The organism is Flagellimonas alginilytica, assembly GCF_042134605.1.
Lineage (GTDB): Bacteria > Bacteroidota > Bacteroidia > Flavobacteriales > Flavobacteriaceae > Flagellimonas > Flagellimonas alginolytica.
In genome coordinates, this window is the sequence record NZ_CP169638.1 from 1,681,804 (window position 1) to 1,699,172 (window position 17,369).

Below are 17,369 nucleotides of genomic sequence, written 5' to 3' on the forward strand. Positions count from 1 at the left end.
ACAAAAGGCGAAGTCCTCTTGGTGTTGTATTTTAGCTGCTCAAAACAAATAAGTGTGAAGAAAGGAGTTTTATTGGTCAACCTTGGGTCGCCGGACAGCCCAACAGCCAAAGATGTTAAGCCGTATTTGGATGAGTTTTTGATGGACGAACGGGTAATCGATGTAAATCCTGTTTTAAGGAATATTATAGTTCGAGGAATCATTCTGAATACTCGCCCAAAAAAATCCGCCGAAGCATATTCTAAAATTTGGTGGGACGAAGGTTCTCCTTTGATCATTATTTCGGAAAGGTTTGCAGAAAAGGTCCGAAATCAAATCGAATTACCAGTGGCATTGGGCATGAGATACGGTTCCATGTCCATTAAAGAAGGGTTACAAGAATTGAAGGAGAAAGGGGTCGATGAGGTGTTCTTGGTGCCGCTGTACCCACATTATGCCATGTCTTCCTATGAAACGGTTGTTGTAAAAGCACTGGAGGTGCAACAACAAGATTTCCCTGATATGCAAATGACCACTCTACCGGCCTTTTACAGTAATCCAGATTACATCAAAATATTATCCAAAAGTATAGCGGAAGGTTTAAAGGGTTTCGATTACGACCATATCCTATTTTCCTATCACGGAATTCCGGAGAGGCATATCAGAAAATCAGACCCCACCAAGTTCCACTGTCAGCTGAACGGGCAGTGTTGCAAGACCAATTCCGTAGCGCACCATACCTGTTACCGCCATCAATGCTACGATACTACCGAACTGGTAAAGAAAGAGCTGAATTTGCCAGAAGATAAGGTGAGCACCTCATTCCAATCCAGATTGGGCAGTGACCCTTGGCTGCAACCATTTACCGACAAGGAGTTTGAACGATTAGGGGAAGAAGGTATAAAAAAATTGGCCGTGATCACTCCTGCATTTGTGAGCGATTGCCTAGAAACTCTTGAGGAAATTGCCATGGAAGGCAAGGAACAGTTCCAAGAAGCAGGCGGTGGAGACTACATCCACATTCCATGCTTGAACGACCGCGACGACTGGGCCCAACTTATGGCCAAATGGATCAAAGCATGGGAAGTTAACGGTGCTTTGCCAGAAACCCATATCCGATAAGTCCGAAACCAAAGAGAATATGAAAATTGAAAATCTGGGGAAAGAACTTGAACCCCTTCGCAATACGCTCAAAAATCACCTACTTTATACCCAATTGGATTCGTTGGATGACATTAAAACCTTTATGGAAAGCCATGTGTATGCCGTTTGGGATTTTATGTCGCTCCTAAAAGCACTTCAGCGCAGCTTAACTTGTGTAGATTTGCCCTGGCAGCCACGCCCCAATACCGAGGTGGCTCGTTTCATCAACGAAATTGTCTTGGAGGAAGAAACGGACCGGAACGAGTTGGGAGAGCCTAAAAGTCATTTTGAAATGTACCTCGGCGCCATGAAAGAGGTTGGTGCAGATACGGAGAAAGTGCAAGCAACTATTTCTTCGTTCAATAATTTGGATAAAATCTCCGATCAAATTAAAAAAGCTCAACTCAACCAAGCAGAAAAGGATTTTCTTCAATTTACTTTTGATGTTATCAGTACCCGACAACCGCATATAATTGCAGCAGCATTTACCTTTGGCCGGGAGGATTTAATTCCTGATATGTTCTTGAGCATTATTGAACAATCTGGCTCAAATGGGCCGAGCAGGTACAAAAAATTGGAATATTATCTTAAAAGGCACATAGAGCTGGATGGCGATGAGCACGGCCCTTTGGCCCTACGTATGATCAAATCCCTATGCGGTACAGATGAGCAAAAATGGGACGATGTTAAGGTTTATAGCACCAAGGCATTAAAGGTGAGAATTGCGCTTTGGAATAGCATTGCACAAACATTGGAAAAGAAAAAGAGCAAGTTGGTGGGAACCCTGTAGTTAAGCAACCAACAAAATATGTAAAGCTTTAATCCGGCATGGCCAAAATAACCTCAAGCGAACTCGGCGAAGAACCCATCGGAAAATTACTGATCAAACAGGCCGTACCCGCATCGATTGGTATCTTGGTAATGTCCCTGAACGTATTGGTGGACTCCATTTTTGTAGGCAACTGGATAGGCTCCATTGCCATTGCCGCAATCAATGTAGTGTTACCCGTATCCTTCTTTATCGCTGCCTTGGGCATGGCGATTGGTATTGGGGGTTCCAGCATTATTTCGAGGGCACTTGGAGCAAATAACAAGGAAAAGGCCCTTAAAACGTTCGGAAACCAGATTACGTTGACCTTGTTGGTCACTATTTCCATGGTGGCACTGGGGCTCTATTTTGTGGATAACCTGATTCCAGCTTTTGGCGGCAAAGGGTCCATTTTTGAACCAGCCAAGATTTATTATACCATCATTTTGTACGGAGTGCCCTTTCTTGCACTTTGCATGATGGGAAACACCGTGATACGTGCAGAGGGAAAACCTCGATTTGCCATGATCGCTATGATCATCCCGTCCGTTGGGAACCTCTTGATGGACTACATTTTTATTTATGTGTTCGATTGGGGTATGCATGGGGCCGCTTGGGCCACCACGGTTGGTTATTTACTATGTTTCTTTTACGTGTTTTATTTTTTCCTGTCCAAAAATTCGGAATTAAAAATAGATATTTCCCATTTTGGACTAGATCGACCCATTCTTCGGGAAATTGGCTCGTTGGGTTTTGTGACCTTGGCCAGACAGGCCGTTACCAGCATTACCTATTTGTTGATGAACAATATATTGTTCAACCTCGGTGGTGAGGCCATGGTGGCGGTGTACGCCATAATCGGCAGGATGTTGATGTTTGCCCTGTTCCCCGTTTTTGGCGTAACCCAAGGATTTCTTCCGATAGCTGGGTACAATTATGGCGCCCAAAAATTTGAAAGAGTAAAACAATCCATCTATACGGCAATTAAATATGCAGCCTTGGTAGCCACCCTTGTTTTTGTGGTTCTTATGGTTTTTCCCTCGGAAATCGCCTCATTGTTCCTAAGTGACCGGCCAGAGCTATCTGCCGAAGAACTGGCAACCAACAATTTTGTTTTGGAGCATACGCCTTTGGCCATGCGCTTGGTGTTTGCCGCGACTCCCATTATCGCCATACAGTTAATAGGTGCCGCATATTTTCAGGCAATTGGCAAAGCCATTCCCGCCTTATTGCTCACTTTGACCCGACAGGGCTTCTTTTTTATCCCGTTGATTTTGGTGTTGCCCAAGTTTATGGGCGAGTTGGGTGTATGGCTCTCATTTTGTATTGCCGATCTGCTATCGACCATTGTGACCGGTATTTTTCTTCAAAAGGAAATCAAGAACGAACTCTCTTAAACCCCTTTATTTTGATTTAGAATGTTTAATTTGGGTGGCCTAACTAAACATCCATGAAAAAAATTATTCTAGCGGGCATAGTTGCTGTTTTAGCAATCGCTTGTGCGGAAAAACCTCAAGAAAAACCCATGTACACCCTATTTGTTGGAACGTATACCGATGGAGATAGTGAAGGTATCTACGCGTATTTTTTTGATTCGAGTACAGGGGAACTGTCCAGCAAAAAACTGGCGGCGAAGTTGACGAACCCATCTTATTTGGCCATCTCGGAAGACAAAAAGAACCTGTATGCGGTCCAAGAAACTGCCAATTTTGATAGTTTGGGCGGGGGTGTAACCGCTTTTAAGTTGAAAGATGATATTTTGGAACTTCAGAACAGCATGGGAACCCAAGGGGCACATCCTTGTCATCTGTCACTTTCTGGAGACGGACATTTGGCCGTTGCCAACTATACCGGTGGCAATGTTTCTATTTTCTCCCTTAATGAAGACGGTTCTCTATCTGAAAATCCACAAATCATCGATCATAAACCATTGGACTCCGTTAAAACATCGCATGCGCACATGGCCCAGTTTAATACAGATGGACTAATGGTTACCGATTTGGGATTGGATGCAGTGAAGCGATACAATGAAAAAAATGGAAAGTTTGTTCCAGCCGAACAGTATTCCTTGCCATTCGAAGATGGGGCTGGTCCTCGCCACTTTACTTTTGGCAACAATGGAAAAACGCTCTATGTCATCAATGAATTGAACAGTACCATTTCAGTTTTTGAAAAGGATGCCGAAGGAAATTACCAAGAAGTTCAGGTGGTGCCAACCTTGGCATCAGATTTTGATGGAGAAAGCTTTTGTGCAGACATTCATTTGTCACCTGACGGTAAGTTTTTATATGGCTCCAACAGAGGAGAAAATACCATCGTGATTTTTGGGGTAGATGGCGATTCAGGCCAATTGGAATTAGTCGGAAGAGAATTGGTTCATGGGGATTGGCCCAGAAACTTTTCCATGGACCCAACGGGCGAATTCTTGTTGGTCGCCAATAAAAAGACCAGCAATATTGCAGTTTTTAAAAGAGATAAAGAAAACGGAACCTTGATTTTTTTGAATGAGACCAGCCACCCAAACCCTGTTTGTTTGGTGTTTTTGGGTAGTTGATAGGATGTTATTTTGAGTTGATGTTTGAGTGTAGTTGGAGGAAAGTGGATTAAGTATAAAATACTTTGTCGTTTTATAGGACTTCTCAGTATGACATAGTTAACCTTATTCTATTTATTTGCTAACAATACAATTACACCAATAACGGCAAGTACAGCTACGACAGCAAAGAATATTTTCCAAAAACTGTAGGGTCTTGATCCAGATATTCGCCCATTCTCCCCATTTATAAAGAAATTATATTCCTTTCCATTGAATCGGTAAGCACTGACATAAACAGGCAATAGAATATGTTTAAAGGTTTCTTCGGACAAACTCATGTTCATGGAATGTACGCGTTGGGTATCCCCGCCAATATCCCTTCGGCACCAAGTATCCGCTATATCCCTTGCTATTTCTTTGGAACGCAGGTGCCCATCTTTAAGGGGAATCGTGTATTTTTCTGTCACGAACCCAGACAGGAAACCACTATCAAAAGGTTGTAGTTTTTTTAAGTCCCAAGATGCAATCTTGTTTGGAATCCGGCCTGTTTTTTGGTGGGATGCCTTGATCAAGGTATCGTCCACAAATCCTGAAACTTGTCCAGATGCAGGGTACCATCTAGTTTTCCGTACCCTTTGGGTCACCATTTTTCCTTTGGAATTGCGTACTCTTTTAGTCTCGTAATAATATTCGCCCCGTTGGCCGGTGTAGGTGGCGAACAGTTGCGCATCAAAGGTCCAGTAGGGCAAGTACAGACCTTTGGTAAATTGGGGGTCGAGCGCTGCTTTTTTTAAGTTGTTTGGGGCAAACCATAAGCGCTTAACCCAATTTTTGAATATCCCAAAAGACTTTTTCTTATCTATTTGAAACGGGAGTACGGCACCAGGAAGAATCCATTCTTCTTTGTAGGTATCTTCAATAACCAAGGGTTGACCACAATACACACAATGCAGGGATTTGTAGTTTTCCTCTACGTGCTGATCCGCGCCACAGTTTTTACAATGGAGCATAGAAATTTCCTCACTGTGCTTTTGTGCACCCATTTCTTCAAGAAAAGGATACAGCTCCAATTCCTCGAACCCGTTTTCATCCAAGGCAATGGTCTCCAAATGTCCGCAATATTCGCAGCTTATCTGGGTAGTACCGGGCTTGTATTTAAGCTCTGCGCCACAATTGACACAGGCTTTTTTGAGTTCGGTCTTTTGAATTGTTGGTTCTTCCATGCTTGCTTTTCCGCCGGGGCGGATATCTATATCAATTGAGATAAATTAGTATTTCGAACAAAAGTGAGAAACCCCTAGAGTGTTTCTAGTGATGAACCTTCTCAATCGTTGTTTTGCAACTCATTTCGAAATGACAATAAAAAGATTACTCTGTTGGTAATGGCGGCGGGGTATTTCCTCCCAAAAACGATTTTAATTCTTCCACTTCTTTAAGAGATGCCCAAGCCGACATGCCTTGTTTCCAAACCAAACTATCACGGTTAATGGTTCTTGAGGCAAAAAGGGATTGCATCTGTTCAAATGTAACCGGTCCGTGTTGTACTCCGTTGGTGGCATAATAGTACATGGTCTGCGTTGGCATTGGAGGTGGAACAGCTCCAGGTGTTTGCTGTGCAGCTTGTTGTGGGGCAGCTTGCATATTTCCGCCCATCATACCGCCCATTTGTTGGGCCAATACAAATCCCATGCCCATGCCCATTCCTGCTCCAGCGGTTCCGCCCTCGTTTTGGGCAGCGGCCTCGATAGCCTTGGCTGTCTTGAACTTGGTCAATTTGTCCAGGTCAAGTTTGTCGATACGGCTGTACTCGAAGATTTCCTTTTTAAGATCTTCGGGCATGGATACGTTTTCAATGTAGAATTTCTCCAAGGAAATACCCACACTCTCAAACTCGGGAGACATCACCTCGCGGCAAGTATCAGAAAGTTCCGTAGTGTTGGCAGCATATAGTTCAATGGGCAAATTGGCTTGGCCAACGGTATTCGTGAACCGTGTAGCAATCAGACTTTTTAAGTGTTCGTTGATTTCGTAATTGGTAAAATTACTGTCGGTTCCTACAATGTCCTTGATAAACTTGCCTGCATCGGAAATTTTGAAGGCATAGGTCCCAAAAGCACGGATTTCCACCAATCCGAAGCGATCATCGCTTAATGTAATTGGGCTTTTTGTACCCCATTTTTCATCGGTAAACAAGTGGGTGTTTACAAAGTAAACCTCTGCTTTAAATGGAGAGTTGAACCCATATTTCCAACCTTTTAGGGTAGCTAAAATAGGTAGGTTCTGAGTTGTAAGGTCGTAAGTGCCAGGTTCAAAAACATCGGCCAATTGACCTTCGTTGATGAAAACCGCAGTTTGTCCTTCCCGAACAATGAGCTTGGCCCCGTTCTTTATTTCATTTTGATAGCGCTCAAATCGATACGCAATGGTGTCATCGGTATAGTCGAGCCACTCAATAATATCAATAAATTCATTACTGAGTTTTTCCTTGATCTTTCCAAAAATATCCATGGTAGTGTTTTTATTTAGATGATTAATTTATAAAAAAAGGAGAAAGTCTCCGTTAGATTAGTGTAAAATGATGGAAGTTTGTTACAGTGATTGAAAAATCAATCCATTTTTCCTGCTTCCTTCAACATTTCCAAAACTTTTTCTTTAGGAAGCGCCTCAATTCTATGACCATCTCGTCCAATAGTGGTTTCCCCTGCAAAAAGGGAATTAAGGATTGCTTCTTCGGTAGCTTCGATGGTGGCCAAAAAGAGTGGGGTCATGGCTTCATTGCGCAAGGTTGGAACTGTTTGAATTGGACTTTCGCTTTCATAAGGAATTCTGCATTCCTCGGCAGTGGAAACCGCAATCACATAATCGCCACTCCCATTACTGGCAATTCCTCCTGTTCTGGAAAGACCGAGCATAGCTCGTTTGGCCAATCGTTCCAAATTTCTGGAATCCAATGGAGCATCGGTAAGCACCACCATCATACAAGAACCATCAGGAGAATATTTGAAACTATTGGAATAACGTCCCAGTTTTTTTCCCACTTCAACTCCTGCAACTTGCAAAACCCCTCCAAAATTGGATTGCACCAAAACGGCCACGGTGTAACCACCAGATTTTTTGGGCAATACTCTTGAGGAGGTGCCAATACCACCCTTAAATCCAAAACAAATGGTTCCTGTTCCTGCACCTACGTTTCCTTCGGGAACAGCACCAGATTTGGCTGAAGAAATGGCTTGGAGTACATCAGCTTCGGTAACGTGACGTCCTCGACTATCGTTAAGATAACCATCATTGGTTTCCCCGACCACGGAATTAACCGACCGAACATTTTCATTGCCCTTTTGTTTCAAGGTGTAACCGATTACCGCATTCATCGCTGTTGAAACATTAAGAGTATTGGTCAGGATTATCGGGGTTTCCAAATCACCCAATTCTTTTACTTGGGTATATCCCGCCAACTTACCAAATCCGTTGCCCACATAAATGGCCGCTGGCACTTTTTCTTGAAAAATGTTTCCTGAGTGCGGTAAGATAGCCGTTACTCCAGTTCTAATATTTTCTCCTTCATTACGAGTGATATGTCCCACTTGAACACCTGGCACATCGGTAATGGCATTGAATATTCCGGGTTGGAGAACGCCAATTTCAACCCCATGGTCTCGAAGACGGTTTTGCGCCATCATTACTATTGGAAGTATGAAGAAAAGAACAAGAACATTTGTTTTGGATTTGCTCATATTTGATTTATCAACCTTTTAACACACTAACCGTTACCAATAACTGTCCCACATGCCTTTGACTATGCTCTGCCGAGTGAAAAATTAGTCCTATTACGGTGGTCGGCAGTTTTTTTCGACCCACAAATCGCTCATGGGTAAGTGTAGATTCAGGAATAGTTTTAAAATAGTCCAATGCTTCGTTCACTTTCTGTTCAAATTCCGTAATCAATTGTTGGGAAGAGGGAGCTCCTTCTTCATTGCCTTCGTTTTTAAGGAATTGGAATTGGGCATCTGTCAATGAGTCTTCTTTGGCATAGGTAAGCAATCGGTCCAATACCCCGGTAAGATGACGGAGATGAAATCCTACGGAAGCCCTGCCGAACGGTGTGTCCCAGAGTTTTTCTTCTGGAAAATCCAACAAATAGCTCTTTGTTTCCCTGACTGATTGCAACAAAGCGTGGGCAGCGGGCTGTAAAAGTGACGGTACATTTTCTATTGGGCCGCTGAGCCAATATTCCTGGGTAGATGACATATATAATTTTTATGATTAAAAATTCCGGTAATCCCCGGACAGATATTTGTTTGCTTTTTCTTCCTGAAACTGGGCGGTCTCGGCATTCCAATGCAAAGTTTCGCCAGGGAAACGACCTGCAATGGTTCCCAAAAGAATGGTCTCGGTCAATCGGGCAGCATAGTCAAAAGGAGCGGTTGTCTTGTCTTTGCCCAAACAAGCATCTACAAACTGATGATAATGCTTTGGGCCCTCAGTATTATAATTTCGGATGGGCTCACCTAAGTTGTGTTCTTTCGAAACTTTGGTAATTTCCCTTGAAATATCCACGTATTTCCCTTTTCTGATTTTTTTGGGCAATTGCATAAAATGGGGCAGCAATAACCGTCCTTTTTCACCTACAAACATGGCTCCTTGTTCTGGTAATTCATTTTCACCCGCCACTCCGGCATCCAAAGAAATATTATCTTTTGCGCTTTTAGCAACGGATGCGGTATTCTTTTTCATTTCCATGCCGGGCAATAAAAGGTCTTCGTGCATTGTGGGAGCACCCGGACCATCGTACCATATCCATTTTAGGGATTTACCCGTGTATCTGGTGCCGGGAAATTCATAGGTAACGGTATTGTTTTCTGGAAACCCAAATCCATTGCTCGGACGGCATTCCGTTTTAATGGTTCTGGGAACATCCAATTGGAGCGCGTTGTAAGGCGTATCAAAAATATGTACTCCCATATCGCCTAAGGTTCCACAACCATAATCCATTAATTTTCTCCAATTGCCGGGGTGGTACAGATCCTTTTTATAGGGTCGTTTGGTGGAAGTTCCCAACCATAGATTCCAGTCCAATTGATCCGGAACGAGGTCTTGGCCTTGGGGCAGTGGACCATCGTATCCCCAATTTTTGGCGACCATGCATGTACCGTATGCACTTTTCCAATAATACCGGACTGAATCAAAAGTGTGGCGAGTTTGTAATCGTAAAAGGAGTGAACCTGAATGCCCATTTGCGTGATCAAGCCTTTTTCTTCCGCTACTTTTTTCATCTCCCTGGATTCGGACACGTAGTGGGTCAATGGTTTTTGGCAATATACCGCCTTATCCATTTCCATGGCCAATAACGAAGCCGGTGCATGAGTATGGTCCGGGGTCGATACGATTACCGCATCGATTTCATCCCCCATTTCTTCCAACATCACACGATAATCAAAAAAGACACGTGCGTCGGGGTGCATTTTGTGCGCAGCCGATAGGTTGATGGCATCCACATCGCAAAGGGCAACTACTTCTACAGCGGCATGCGAAGAAATAGCTTTAAGGTCTTCCATACCCATATTACCCACACCAATATGTGCAGTTCTTAGCTTTTCTTTGGCAAACCCTTTTTCCAAAAAGGAAGGAGCCAGCATAATGCCCAAGGCCCCAACACTGCTCTTTTTAATAAACTCTCTTTTGTTCATGGTTGGTTCTGGTTATTTTAACCCTTACGCATCCATTCATTTTTCGGCAAAAACAATTTCCCTTAAAAAAAGTGAACGGAAACACTAAGAAATAAATATGGTTTTGTTTTTTGTAAGGATGGTTAAAGTACAAAATAAAGTGTAATTTTTTTGCGGGTTTTTCACTACATTTAAAGCAGACTAACTCAACACTTTAAAAATGAAGATTTGCTTTTTCAAAATCGGTTTGCTTTTGCTTACCGTATCATTATTTGTTACACCAGTGCATTCCCAGCGCAGAAATAAAAAACAAAGCGCACCGGAATACCCCGAAGAATTGTACTCAAGTTTAGATTACCGATTGATCGGCCCATTTAGAGGAGGTCGTTCCGCAACGGTAACCGGTGTGCCCGGAGAGCCCAACCTATTTTATTTTGGCGCTACCGGAGGAGGTGTATGGAGAACTACGGATGGGGGTCGCTCATGGGAAAATATATCCGACGGGTATTTTGGCGGAAGTATCGGTGCCGTTTCCGTAGCACAAAGTGACCGAAACGTGATTTATGTTGGTGGTGGAGAAAAAACTGTACGGGGCAATGTTTCTTCAGGATACGGAATATGGAAAACCGAGGATGCAGGTAAAACATGGAAATCGTTGGGCTTGGATAAAAGTCGGCATGTTTCACGTATCAGGATTCACCCTACAGACCACAATATAGTCTACGCGGCCGTAATGGGAAATTTATACAAACCAACCACCGAAAGAGGTGTTTACAAAAGTACAGATGGTGGTCAATCTTGGAAAAAAGTGCTCTACGCGAACGATATGGCAGGAGCCGTAGATCTTATGGTTGACCCAAACAATCCAAGAATACTTTATGCTTCTACTTGGCGGGTACAGCGTACCCCATATAGCTTGAGCAGCGGTGGAGAAGGGTCTGCTCTTTGGAAAAGTACCGATAGTGGAGAAACTTGGACCGAAATTTCCAAAAACGAAGGATTTCCATCAGATACTTTGGGTATTATTGGTGTTACGGTTTCCCCTAAGAACAGTAATAGGGTATGGTCCATTGTTGAGAATAAAGATAAAGGAGGATTGTACCGTTCCGAAGATGGCGGAAAAACATGGGCGTTGGTTAATAGCGATAGAAGTTTAAGACAACGGGCTTGGTATTACACTAGGGTATATGCAGATACCAACAACGAGGATGTAGTGTATGTATTGAATGTAAATTATCATAAAAGTACCGATGGTGGTACAACATTTGAATCTTCGAATGCACCCCACGGTGACCATCACGATCTTTGGATAGCCCCAGAGGATTCAAATAGAATGATTATTGCCGATGATGGTGGTGCCCAGATAAGTTATGATGGCGGTGAAACTTGGAGCACATACCACAACCAGCCAACAGCTCAATTTTATAGGGTTACCACAGATAACGCTTTCCCATACCGTATTTATGTAGCACAGCAAGATAATTCCACCTTGAGGGTAAATTATAGAAGTGACGATGGGTCCATCGGCGAAGACGATTGGGAATCTACCGCAGGTGGCGAATCCGCTCATATTGCAGTGGACCCAACCAATAATGATATTGTTTATGGAGGGAGTTACGGAGGTTTTTTAACCCGAGTGAACCACGCCAATAAAACAGCAAGGGCGGTAAATGTGTGGCCAGATAACCCTATGGGCTATGGAGCGGAAGGGATGAAATATCGCTTTCAGTGGAACTTTCCAATAATGTTCAGCAAGCATGATCCAAAAAAACTATACACTTTCTCCAACCATGTGCATATGAGCACCAACGAAGGCCAAAGCTGGGAATTGTTGAGCGATGATCTTACCCGTAATGATCCCGATAAATTGGTTTCCAGTGGTGGGCCCATTACCCAGGACAATACAAGTGTAGAATATTATTGTACAATTTTTGCTGCTAACGAAAGCCCATTGACCGAGGGATTGATTTGGGTAGGTAGTGATGATGGACTTATCCACGTTACCAAAAATGGAGGACAGACCTGGGAAAATGTGACACCGCCCAATATGCCGGAGTGGAACATGATCAATAGCATAGAACCTTCTGCTTTTGATGAAGGTACGTGTTACGTTGCTGCCACTCGATACAAACTGGGCGACTTTACCCCCTATCTGTACAAGACCACCGATTATGGAAAAACCTGGACCAAGATTACCAATGGAATAGAAAATGAACACTTTACCCGTGTGGTTAGGGAAGACCCGAAAAGAAAAGGGTTGTTGTATGCCGGTACCGAAACCGGAATGTATATTTCCTTCAACGATGGTCAGAACTGGGAAAAGTTCCAATTGAACCTGCCCATAGTTCCCGTTACAGACCTTACGATCAAGGACGATAACTTGATTGTGGCCACCCAAGGTAGAAGTATTTGGGTGATAGACGACCTTACCGTTTTGCATCAATTGGACAATGCCAAGAAGTCTGCAAGCTCCATCTTGTACAAGCCAAGAGATAGTTATAGAACCAAGGGAAGAAAGGCCAGAAGACCATCAAAAACCGAAGGAGAAAACCTTGCCAATGGCGTAATTACCCATTTTTATCTGAAGGATTTCTCCGAAAAGGACAGCGTTTCGTTGACCTATACCAAAATGAACGGAGACACCTTGGCCACATACAGCACATTCTCCAAAGAAAGAGGTAAAAAACTAGAAGCAAAAAAAGGAGGGAATACCTTTGTGTGGAATACCCGGGGAAAAGGAGCCGAAAGATTAAAGGGCATGATTCTTTGGTGGGCCAACTTAAGCGGTCCCAAAGCTGTTCCCGGAACTTATAAGGTAAGTTTAAATGTGAACGGCAACGACCAAACGGAGGAATTTACCATTCTTCCAGACCCTAGGGCAGAAGTTTCGGTGGCCGATATGCAAAAGCAGTACGATTTTATCACAGAAGTAAACCAAACTGTGGATAGAGCACATCAATCCATTAAAAAAATAAGGGCCATCAACGAAAAGTTGGACGAGTTCATCAAAAAATATAAGGATGATGAAGCTACCAAAGCATTGGTGGAAAAAGCCAAAAAGATGAAGGAGGAATTTGGTGCCATTGAAAAAGAACTGTATCAGACCAAAAACAGAAGTAATCAAGATCCATTGAACTTCCCGATAAAGCTTACCAACAAACTGGCACATTTGAACAGTTTGGTTTCAATCGACGATTTTCCTCCAACAGATCAGGATATCGCTGTAAAAAATGAACTGTCTGCACAAATTACAAAGCAGTTGGAGGCTTTTGATAAACTTGTGGACCAAGAAATTGGAGCATTCAATAATGAATTCAATCAACTCAAATTGGATTATTTGAGCATTGAGGAATAATACACCAAAGCCCCTACGTAAAACATAGGGGCTTTTCTTTTTTTAGACTACCATACTTTTTAAACAAACCAGCATTTACCATGAAAAAAGGACTTTTTTTTCTGTTATGCAGCGTTTTTGGGACGCTAGCATTCGCACAGACCGCCAACGATTATTTTGAACCTATGAAATTTAGGAACATCGGCCCATTTCGTGGTGGTCGGTCTGTTACCGCTAGCGGTGTAGTTGGAGACCCACTTACCTATTATATGGGAACTACTGGTGGAGGATTGTGGAAAACCAGTAATGCCGGCGGCAAATGGGAAAACATTTCCGATGGTTATTTTGAAATGGGCTCCGTGGGAGCAGTTTCGGTTTCCCGATCCAATCCCAATATTGTGTACTGTGGGATGGGAGAACACGCTCCAAGGGGGGTAATGACTTCTTATGGAGACGGTGTATATAGGTCCAACGATGCTGGGAAAACATGGGTAAAGCTCGGCCTGGAAAAAACTCAACATATTTCACGGATAATAATTCATCCAACAAACCCTGAAATTGTATATGTTGCCGCACAAGGAGCATTATATGCGCCGAACCCCGAAAGAGGGGTTTACCGTTCTATGGATGGCGGAAAAACATGGGAGAAAATCCTTTATGTAAACGAAGGTACGGGAGCTGCCGAACTTTCAATGGACGCAAACAACCCAATGATTCTGTATGCGGCTATGTGGGAACACCAGCGTAAACCCAATATCGTAATTAGCGGTGGACCGGGCAGTGGTCTCTACAAAAGCACCGACGGAGGAGATACTTGGCAAGAGATGACCAAAGGCCTGCCAGAAGAAAAAGGCAAAATGGCCATTAGCGTAAGTCCTGCAAATTCTGAAAAGGTATATGCTTTGATCGAGAGCGATTCCAATCAAGATAAAGGCGGTTTGTTTGTATCGAACAATGCAGGGGAGAGCTGGCATATGGTGAGCGGTGATAACAGATTGGTGCAACGCGCCTGGTACTATATTGAGGTCTTTGCCGATCCCAACAACGAAAATACCGTATATGTGTTAAGTGCACCTATGCTACGTTCCGAAGATGGTGGGAAAACTTGGGAGACTATCTCTGTGCCCCATGGCGACACCCATGATCTGTGGTTCAACCCCGATAATTCCAAAAATATGGTGATGGCCAACGATGGAGGTGCGGCCATAACTTTTAACTACGGAAAGGATTGGTCCACATTGGACAATATGCCCACGGCTCAATTCTATCGAATCAATACGGACAACCTATTCCCCTACAACATTTATGGAGGACAGCAGGACAATACCTCGGTAAAAATTGCAAGTCTTTCGTTGGGCAGATGGAGCATCAACCAAGAAGATTGGCATTATTCCGCAGGAGGCGAAAGTGCATTTTTGGCCTTTGATCCCGACGATCCGAGGTATGTGATGGGAGGAAGTTATTTAGGCACAATAGAGTTGTTGGACATGGAAACCAAAATGTCCAGCAAGGTTATGGCGGCCCCAATTCAATACTTGGGCAGGGATGCCCGCGACATGAAATACTTGTACAATTGGAATGCACCGATCATATGGTCCAAACACGAGCCGGGAACATTTTATCATGGAGCACAATTGGTTCTGAGAACACGGGATAATGGAGTAACTTGGGAAGAAATTTCACCAGACCTTACCAGAGACCAAGATGCACTCCAAGGAAAAGGAGGAGGTCCATACACCAACGAAGCAGTAGGCGCTGAAAACTATGGAACCTTGGCCTATATTATTGAATCGCCACATGAAAAGGGCGTTTTAATTACAGGAAGTGATGACGGTTTGGTACATATTACCAAAAATGGCGGAGAGACTTGGCAAAATATAACCCCAAAGGGGTTAAAGGAATGTTTGGTCAACGCCATCGAAGTATCCCCACACAATCCTGGTACTATTTATATTGCCACGACCCGCTACAAGTTCAACGATTACACCCCCGCCCTGTACAAAAGCACCGATTACGGAAAAAACTGGACAAACATCAGCAATGGCATACCATATGGCGCATTTACCCGAGTGGTCCGTGAGGATTTAGAACAAAAAGGACTATTATATGCCGGCACCGAAAAAGGATTGTATGTTTCTTGGAACGATGGTAAAATGTGGGAGCCCTTGCAATTGAATCTACCCAAGACACCAATCACCGATTTAAAAGTGCACCGAGGGGACTTGATCGTGGCCACATCGGGCAGAAGCTTTTGGATCTTGGATAATATTACTACCCTGTCGCAATACAATGGTAGTCCACAAAGTCTGGGGCTTTACCAACCAGAAGAGGCCATTTTTGGCTCTTGGGGGAGTGCAATGAACAGTAATTCTAAAAGTTTGAGCGGCACCAACCCTTTTGAGGGGGTAAACCCAGCTAATGGAATGGTAATCTATTACCATCTCCCAAAGCAAATGGATTCATCCGAAGTAACTATGGAAATTACGAACTCACAAGGGAAAGTGGTACGGAGTTTTACATCTAAAAAAGACCCCAACTACATACCTCATAATGGTGGAGGAGCGCCCCCTGCCCCGGTTTTGGCAACGGATAAAGGCTTGAACCGTTTTGTGTGGGATTTAAAAACGCCAATAGTTCCGGGCGTGCCTGGCGTTTATATCGAAGCCAATTTTACCGGTCATAAAGTGCCGCCAGGAGAGTACACCATCAAACTTAAGGCAGGAGATGAAGTGGTTACCGTGCAAGGAACGGTAATCCCAACACCAGGAACAAACATAAGCAAGGAACGTTTTGCGGAATACGATACGATCATGAACGATTTTGAGGCCAAGGTAACCGAGATGCACAATAGAGTGAACCAGCTAAAAAAAGTACAAGGTCAATTGGGAGCACTAATCAAGGATATGGACAATGAAGGGTTAAAACAAGAAGGGCAAGCCTTGTTGGACAAACTTAGGTCCTGGGACCAGGAAATGGTGCAACGTAAATCCCAAGCGTATGACGATGTGGAGAATTTTCCCAACAAGTTTACTGCGGAGTATCTTTTTGTGATGAACCAAAGCAACAGTGAACTGCCACAGATCAATCAACCATCAAAAGATAGAAAAGCAGAGTTGGATGCCCAATGGATCGGATTAAAACAACGGGCAGAAACTTTAATACAAACAGAAATCCCTAATTTTAACACCAAACTTTGGGAGAATGGCATTGGTGCCATTCAGCTGTAAAATTAAAACGTAGATCTTTTGCTGTATCCTTATATAAAATCGTTGCACCTCATATTTGTGGTAACTTGGTTTGCCGGGCTTTTTTATATTCCAAGGCTTTTTATTTATCATATTGAGGCTTGGCAAAAACCGTCACCGGATAAGGAAATTTTATCCGAACAGTTAAAATTAATGACCAAAAGATTGTGGTACATCATCACATGGCCCTCTGCAATTATTTGCACGCTTACGGCCATTTGGCTCTTAATTTTAATGCCGGCATGGCTACAACAACCTTGGATGCATGTAAAACTTGCCTTTGTGGCCTTACTTTTTGGGTATCATTTTAAGTGTCATCAAATATTTAAACAGTTGCAACGCGATGAGGTAAAGTACACCTCGAAGTTTATGCGAATCTGGAACGAAGTGGCGACCCTTATTCTCTTCGCGGTCGTTTTTTTGGTAGTCTTAAAAAGCGCCTTCAATTGGATTTACGGTATTGTGGGCATGTTTTTATTGATGATATTGTTGATGTTGGGAATACGATGGTACAAGAAAGTGAGGGAAAGAAACCCCAATGCCTAAACGTAAAACTGCCGTGGATATATCTCGACTTGGCTCGATAATTGCGTAAATTTATCATTAAATCAAGCGAGCTTGTTTAGAAAACTATCCTTACGATCACGTATTTTCTTTG

General features: G+C 43.3%; 13 protein-coding genes. 7 read left to right on the forward strand and 6 right to left on the reverse strand.

Translation table 11 applies throughout. The features are described from left to right. Window positions 1-54: 54 nt before the first annotated feature. From hemH to ABTP35_RS07485, 4 genes are read left to right on the forward strand one after another with little or no spacing between them, the layout of a single operon-like run. Window positions 55-1,101, forward strand: a complete 1,047-nt coding sequence (hemH, locus tag ABTP35_RS07470; protein WP_224835856.1) for a ferrochelatase — start codon at window positions 55-57, stop codon at window positions 1,099-1,101. 19 nt (window positions 1,102-1,120) lie between these two features. Next, window positions 1,121-1,912, forward strand: a complete 792-nt coding sequence (locus tag ABTP35_RS07475; RefSeq protein WP_293297710.1) for a DUF3050 domain-containing protein — start codon at window positions 1,121-1,123, stop codon at window positions 1,910-1,912. Between the two features lie 38 nt (window positions 1,913-1,950). Continuing rightward, the gene (locus ABTP35_RS07480) at window positions 1,951-3,327 is read left to right on the forward strand and encodes an MATE family efflux transporter (protein ID WP_293297707.1); all 1,377 of its coding nucleotides are present in this window, start codon (window positions 1,951-1,953) and stop codon (window positions 3,325-3,327) included. A gap of 53 nt (window positions 3,328-3,380) precedes the next feature. Continuing rightward, window positions 3,381-4,484, forward strand: a complete 1,104-nt coding sequence (locus ABTP35_RS07485) for a lactonase family protein (protein WP_293297705.1) — start codon at window positions 3,381-3,383, stop codon at window positions 4,482-4,484. A gap of 110 nt (window positions 4,485-4,594) precedes the next feature. Here ABTP35_RS07485 and ABTP35_RS07490 read toward each other — a convergent pair whose 3' ends face one another. The 6 genes from ABTP35_RS07490 to ABTP35_RS07515 form a co-directional block, all read right to left on the reverse strand. Next, complete coding sequence (locus ABTP35_RS07490; protein WP_293297702.1) at window positions 4,595-5,689, reverse strand: DNA helicase PriA; 1,095 nt, start codon at window positions 5,687-5,689, stop codon at window positions 4,595-4,597. A gap of 145 nt (window positions 5,690-5,834) precedes the next feature. Next, window positions 5,835-6,974, reverse strand: a complete 1,140-nt coding sequence (locus ABTP35_RS07495) for an SPFH domain-containing protein (RefSeq protein ID WP_293297699.1) — start codon at window positions 6,972-6,974, stop codon at window positions 5,835-5,837. A gap of 98 nt (window positions 6,975-7,072) precedes the next feature. Continuing rightward, the gene (locus ABTP35_RS07500; protein ID WP_293297696.1) at window positions 7,073-8,200 is read right to left on the reverse strand and encodes a P1 family peptidase; all 1,128 of its coding nucleotides are present in this window, start codon (window positions 8,198-8,200) and stop codon (window positions 7,073-7,075) included. A gap of 10 nt (window positions 8,201-8,210) precedes the next feature. Further along, window positions 8,211-8,714 (reverse strand): DinB family protein, encoded by a 504-nt coding sequence (locus tag ABTP35_RS07505; protein WP_293297693.1) that lies wholly within the window; start codon window positions 8,712-8,714, stop codon window positions 8,211-8,213. A gap of 15 nt (window positions 8,715-8,729) precedes the next feature. After that, entirely contained in the window at window positions 8,730-9,542 is an 813-nt protein-coding gene (locus ABTP35_RS07510; protein WP_293297690.1) for a hypothetical protein, read from the reverse strand. Continuing rightward, a complete protein-coding gene (locus ABTP35_RS07515; protein ID WP_293297688.1) occupies window positions 9,458-10,153 on the reverse strand; it encodes a Gfo/Idh/MocA family protein in 696 nt (231 codons plus the stop codon). The genes ABTP35_RS07510 and ABTP35_RS07515 overlap by 85 nt, the downstream gene beginning before the upstream one ends. A 199-nt stretch (window positions 10,154-10,352) precedes the next feature. Here ABTP35_RS07515 and ABTP35_RS07520 point away from each other — a divergent pair, with 199 nt between their 5' ends. From ABTP35_RS07520 to ABTP35_RS07530, 3 genes are all read left to right on the forward strand, one after another. Continuing rightward, window positions 10,353-13,487, forward strand: coding sequence for a glycosyl hydrolase (locus ABTP35_RS07520; protein WP_293297685.1), 3,135 nt, complete (start codon window positions 10,353-10,355; stop codon window positions 13,485-13,487). An 80-nt stretch (window positions 13,488-13,567) separates the two neighbouring features. Then, window positions 13,568-16,693 carry a glycosyl hydrolase gene (locus ABTP35_RS07525; protein ID WP_375334510.1) on the forward strand — a complete coding sequence of 1,042 codons (3,126 nt, stop codon included), beginning with the start codon at window positions 13,568-13,570 and terminating at the stop codon, window positions 16,691-16,693. Between the two features lie 18 nt (window positions 16,694-16,711). Beyond that, window positions 16,712-17,257 (forward strand): CopD family protein, encoded by a 546-nt coding sequence (locus ABTP35_RS07530; protein ID WP_293297680.1) that lies wholly within the window; start codon window positions 16,712-16,714, stop codon window positions 17,255-17,257. Window positions 17,258-17,369: the final 112 nt, after the last annotated feature.

Bases quoted from the DNA above. Each gene is read 5' to 3' on its own strand.
- ABTP35_RS07475 (WP_293297710.1), top strand. From the start codon at position 1,121: ATGAAAATTGAAAATCTGGGGAAAGAACTTGAACCCCTTCGCAATACG.
- ABTP35_RS07480 (WP_293297707.1), top strand. From the start codon at position 1,951: ATGGCCAAAATAACCTCAAGCGAACTCGGCGAAGAACCCATCGGAAAA.
- ABTP35_RS07485 (WP_293297705.1), top strand. From the start codon at position 3,381: ATGAAAAAAATTATTCTAGCGGGCATAGTTGCTGTTTTAGCAATCGCT.
- ABTP35_RS07490 (WP_293297702.1), bottom strand. From the start codon at position 5,689: ATGGAAGAACCAACAATTCAAAAGACCGAACTCAAAAAAGCCTGTGTC.
- ABTP35_RS07495 (WP_293297699.1), bottom strand. From the start codon at position 6,974: ATGGATATTTTTGGAAAGATCAAGGAAAAACTCAGTAATGAATTTATT.
- ABTP35_RS07500 (WP_293297696.1), bottom strand. From the start codon at position 8,200: ATGAGCAAATCCAAAACAAATGTTCTTGTTCTTTTCTTCATACTTCCA.
- ABTP35_RS07505 (WP_293297693.1), bottom strand. From the start codon at position 8,714: ATGTCATCTACCCAGGAATATTGGCTCAGCGGCCCAATAGAAAATGTA.
- ABTP35_RS07515 (WP_293297688.1), bottom strand. From the start codon at position 10,153: ATGAACAAAAGAGAGTTTATTAAAAAGAGCAGTGTTGGGGCCTTGGGC.
- ABTP35_RS07520 (WP_293297685.1), top strand. From the start codon at position 10,353: ATGAAGATTTGCTTTTTCAAAATCGGTTTGCTTTTGCTTACCGTATCA.
- ABTP35_RS07525 (WP_375334510.1), top strand. From the start codon at position 13,568: ATGAAAAAAGGACTTTTTTTTCTGTTATGCAGCGTTTTTGGGACGCTA.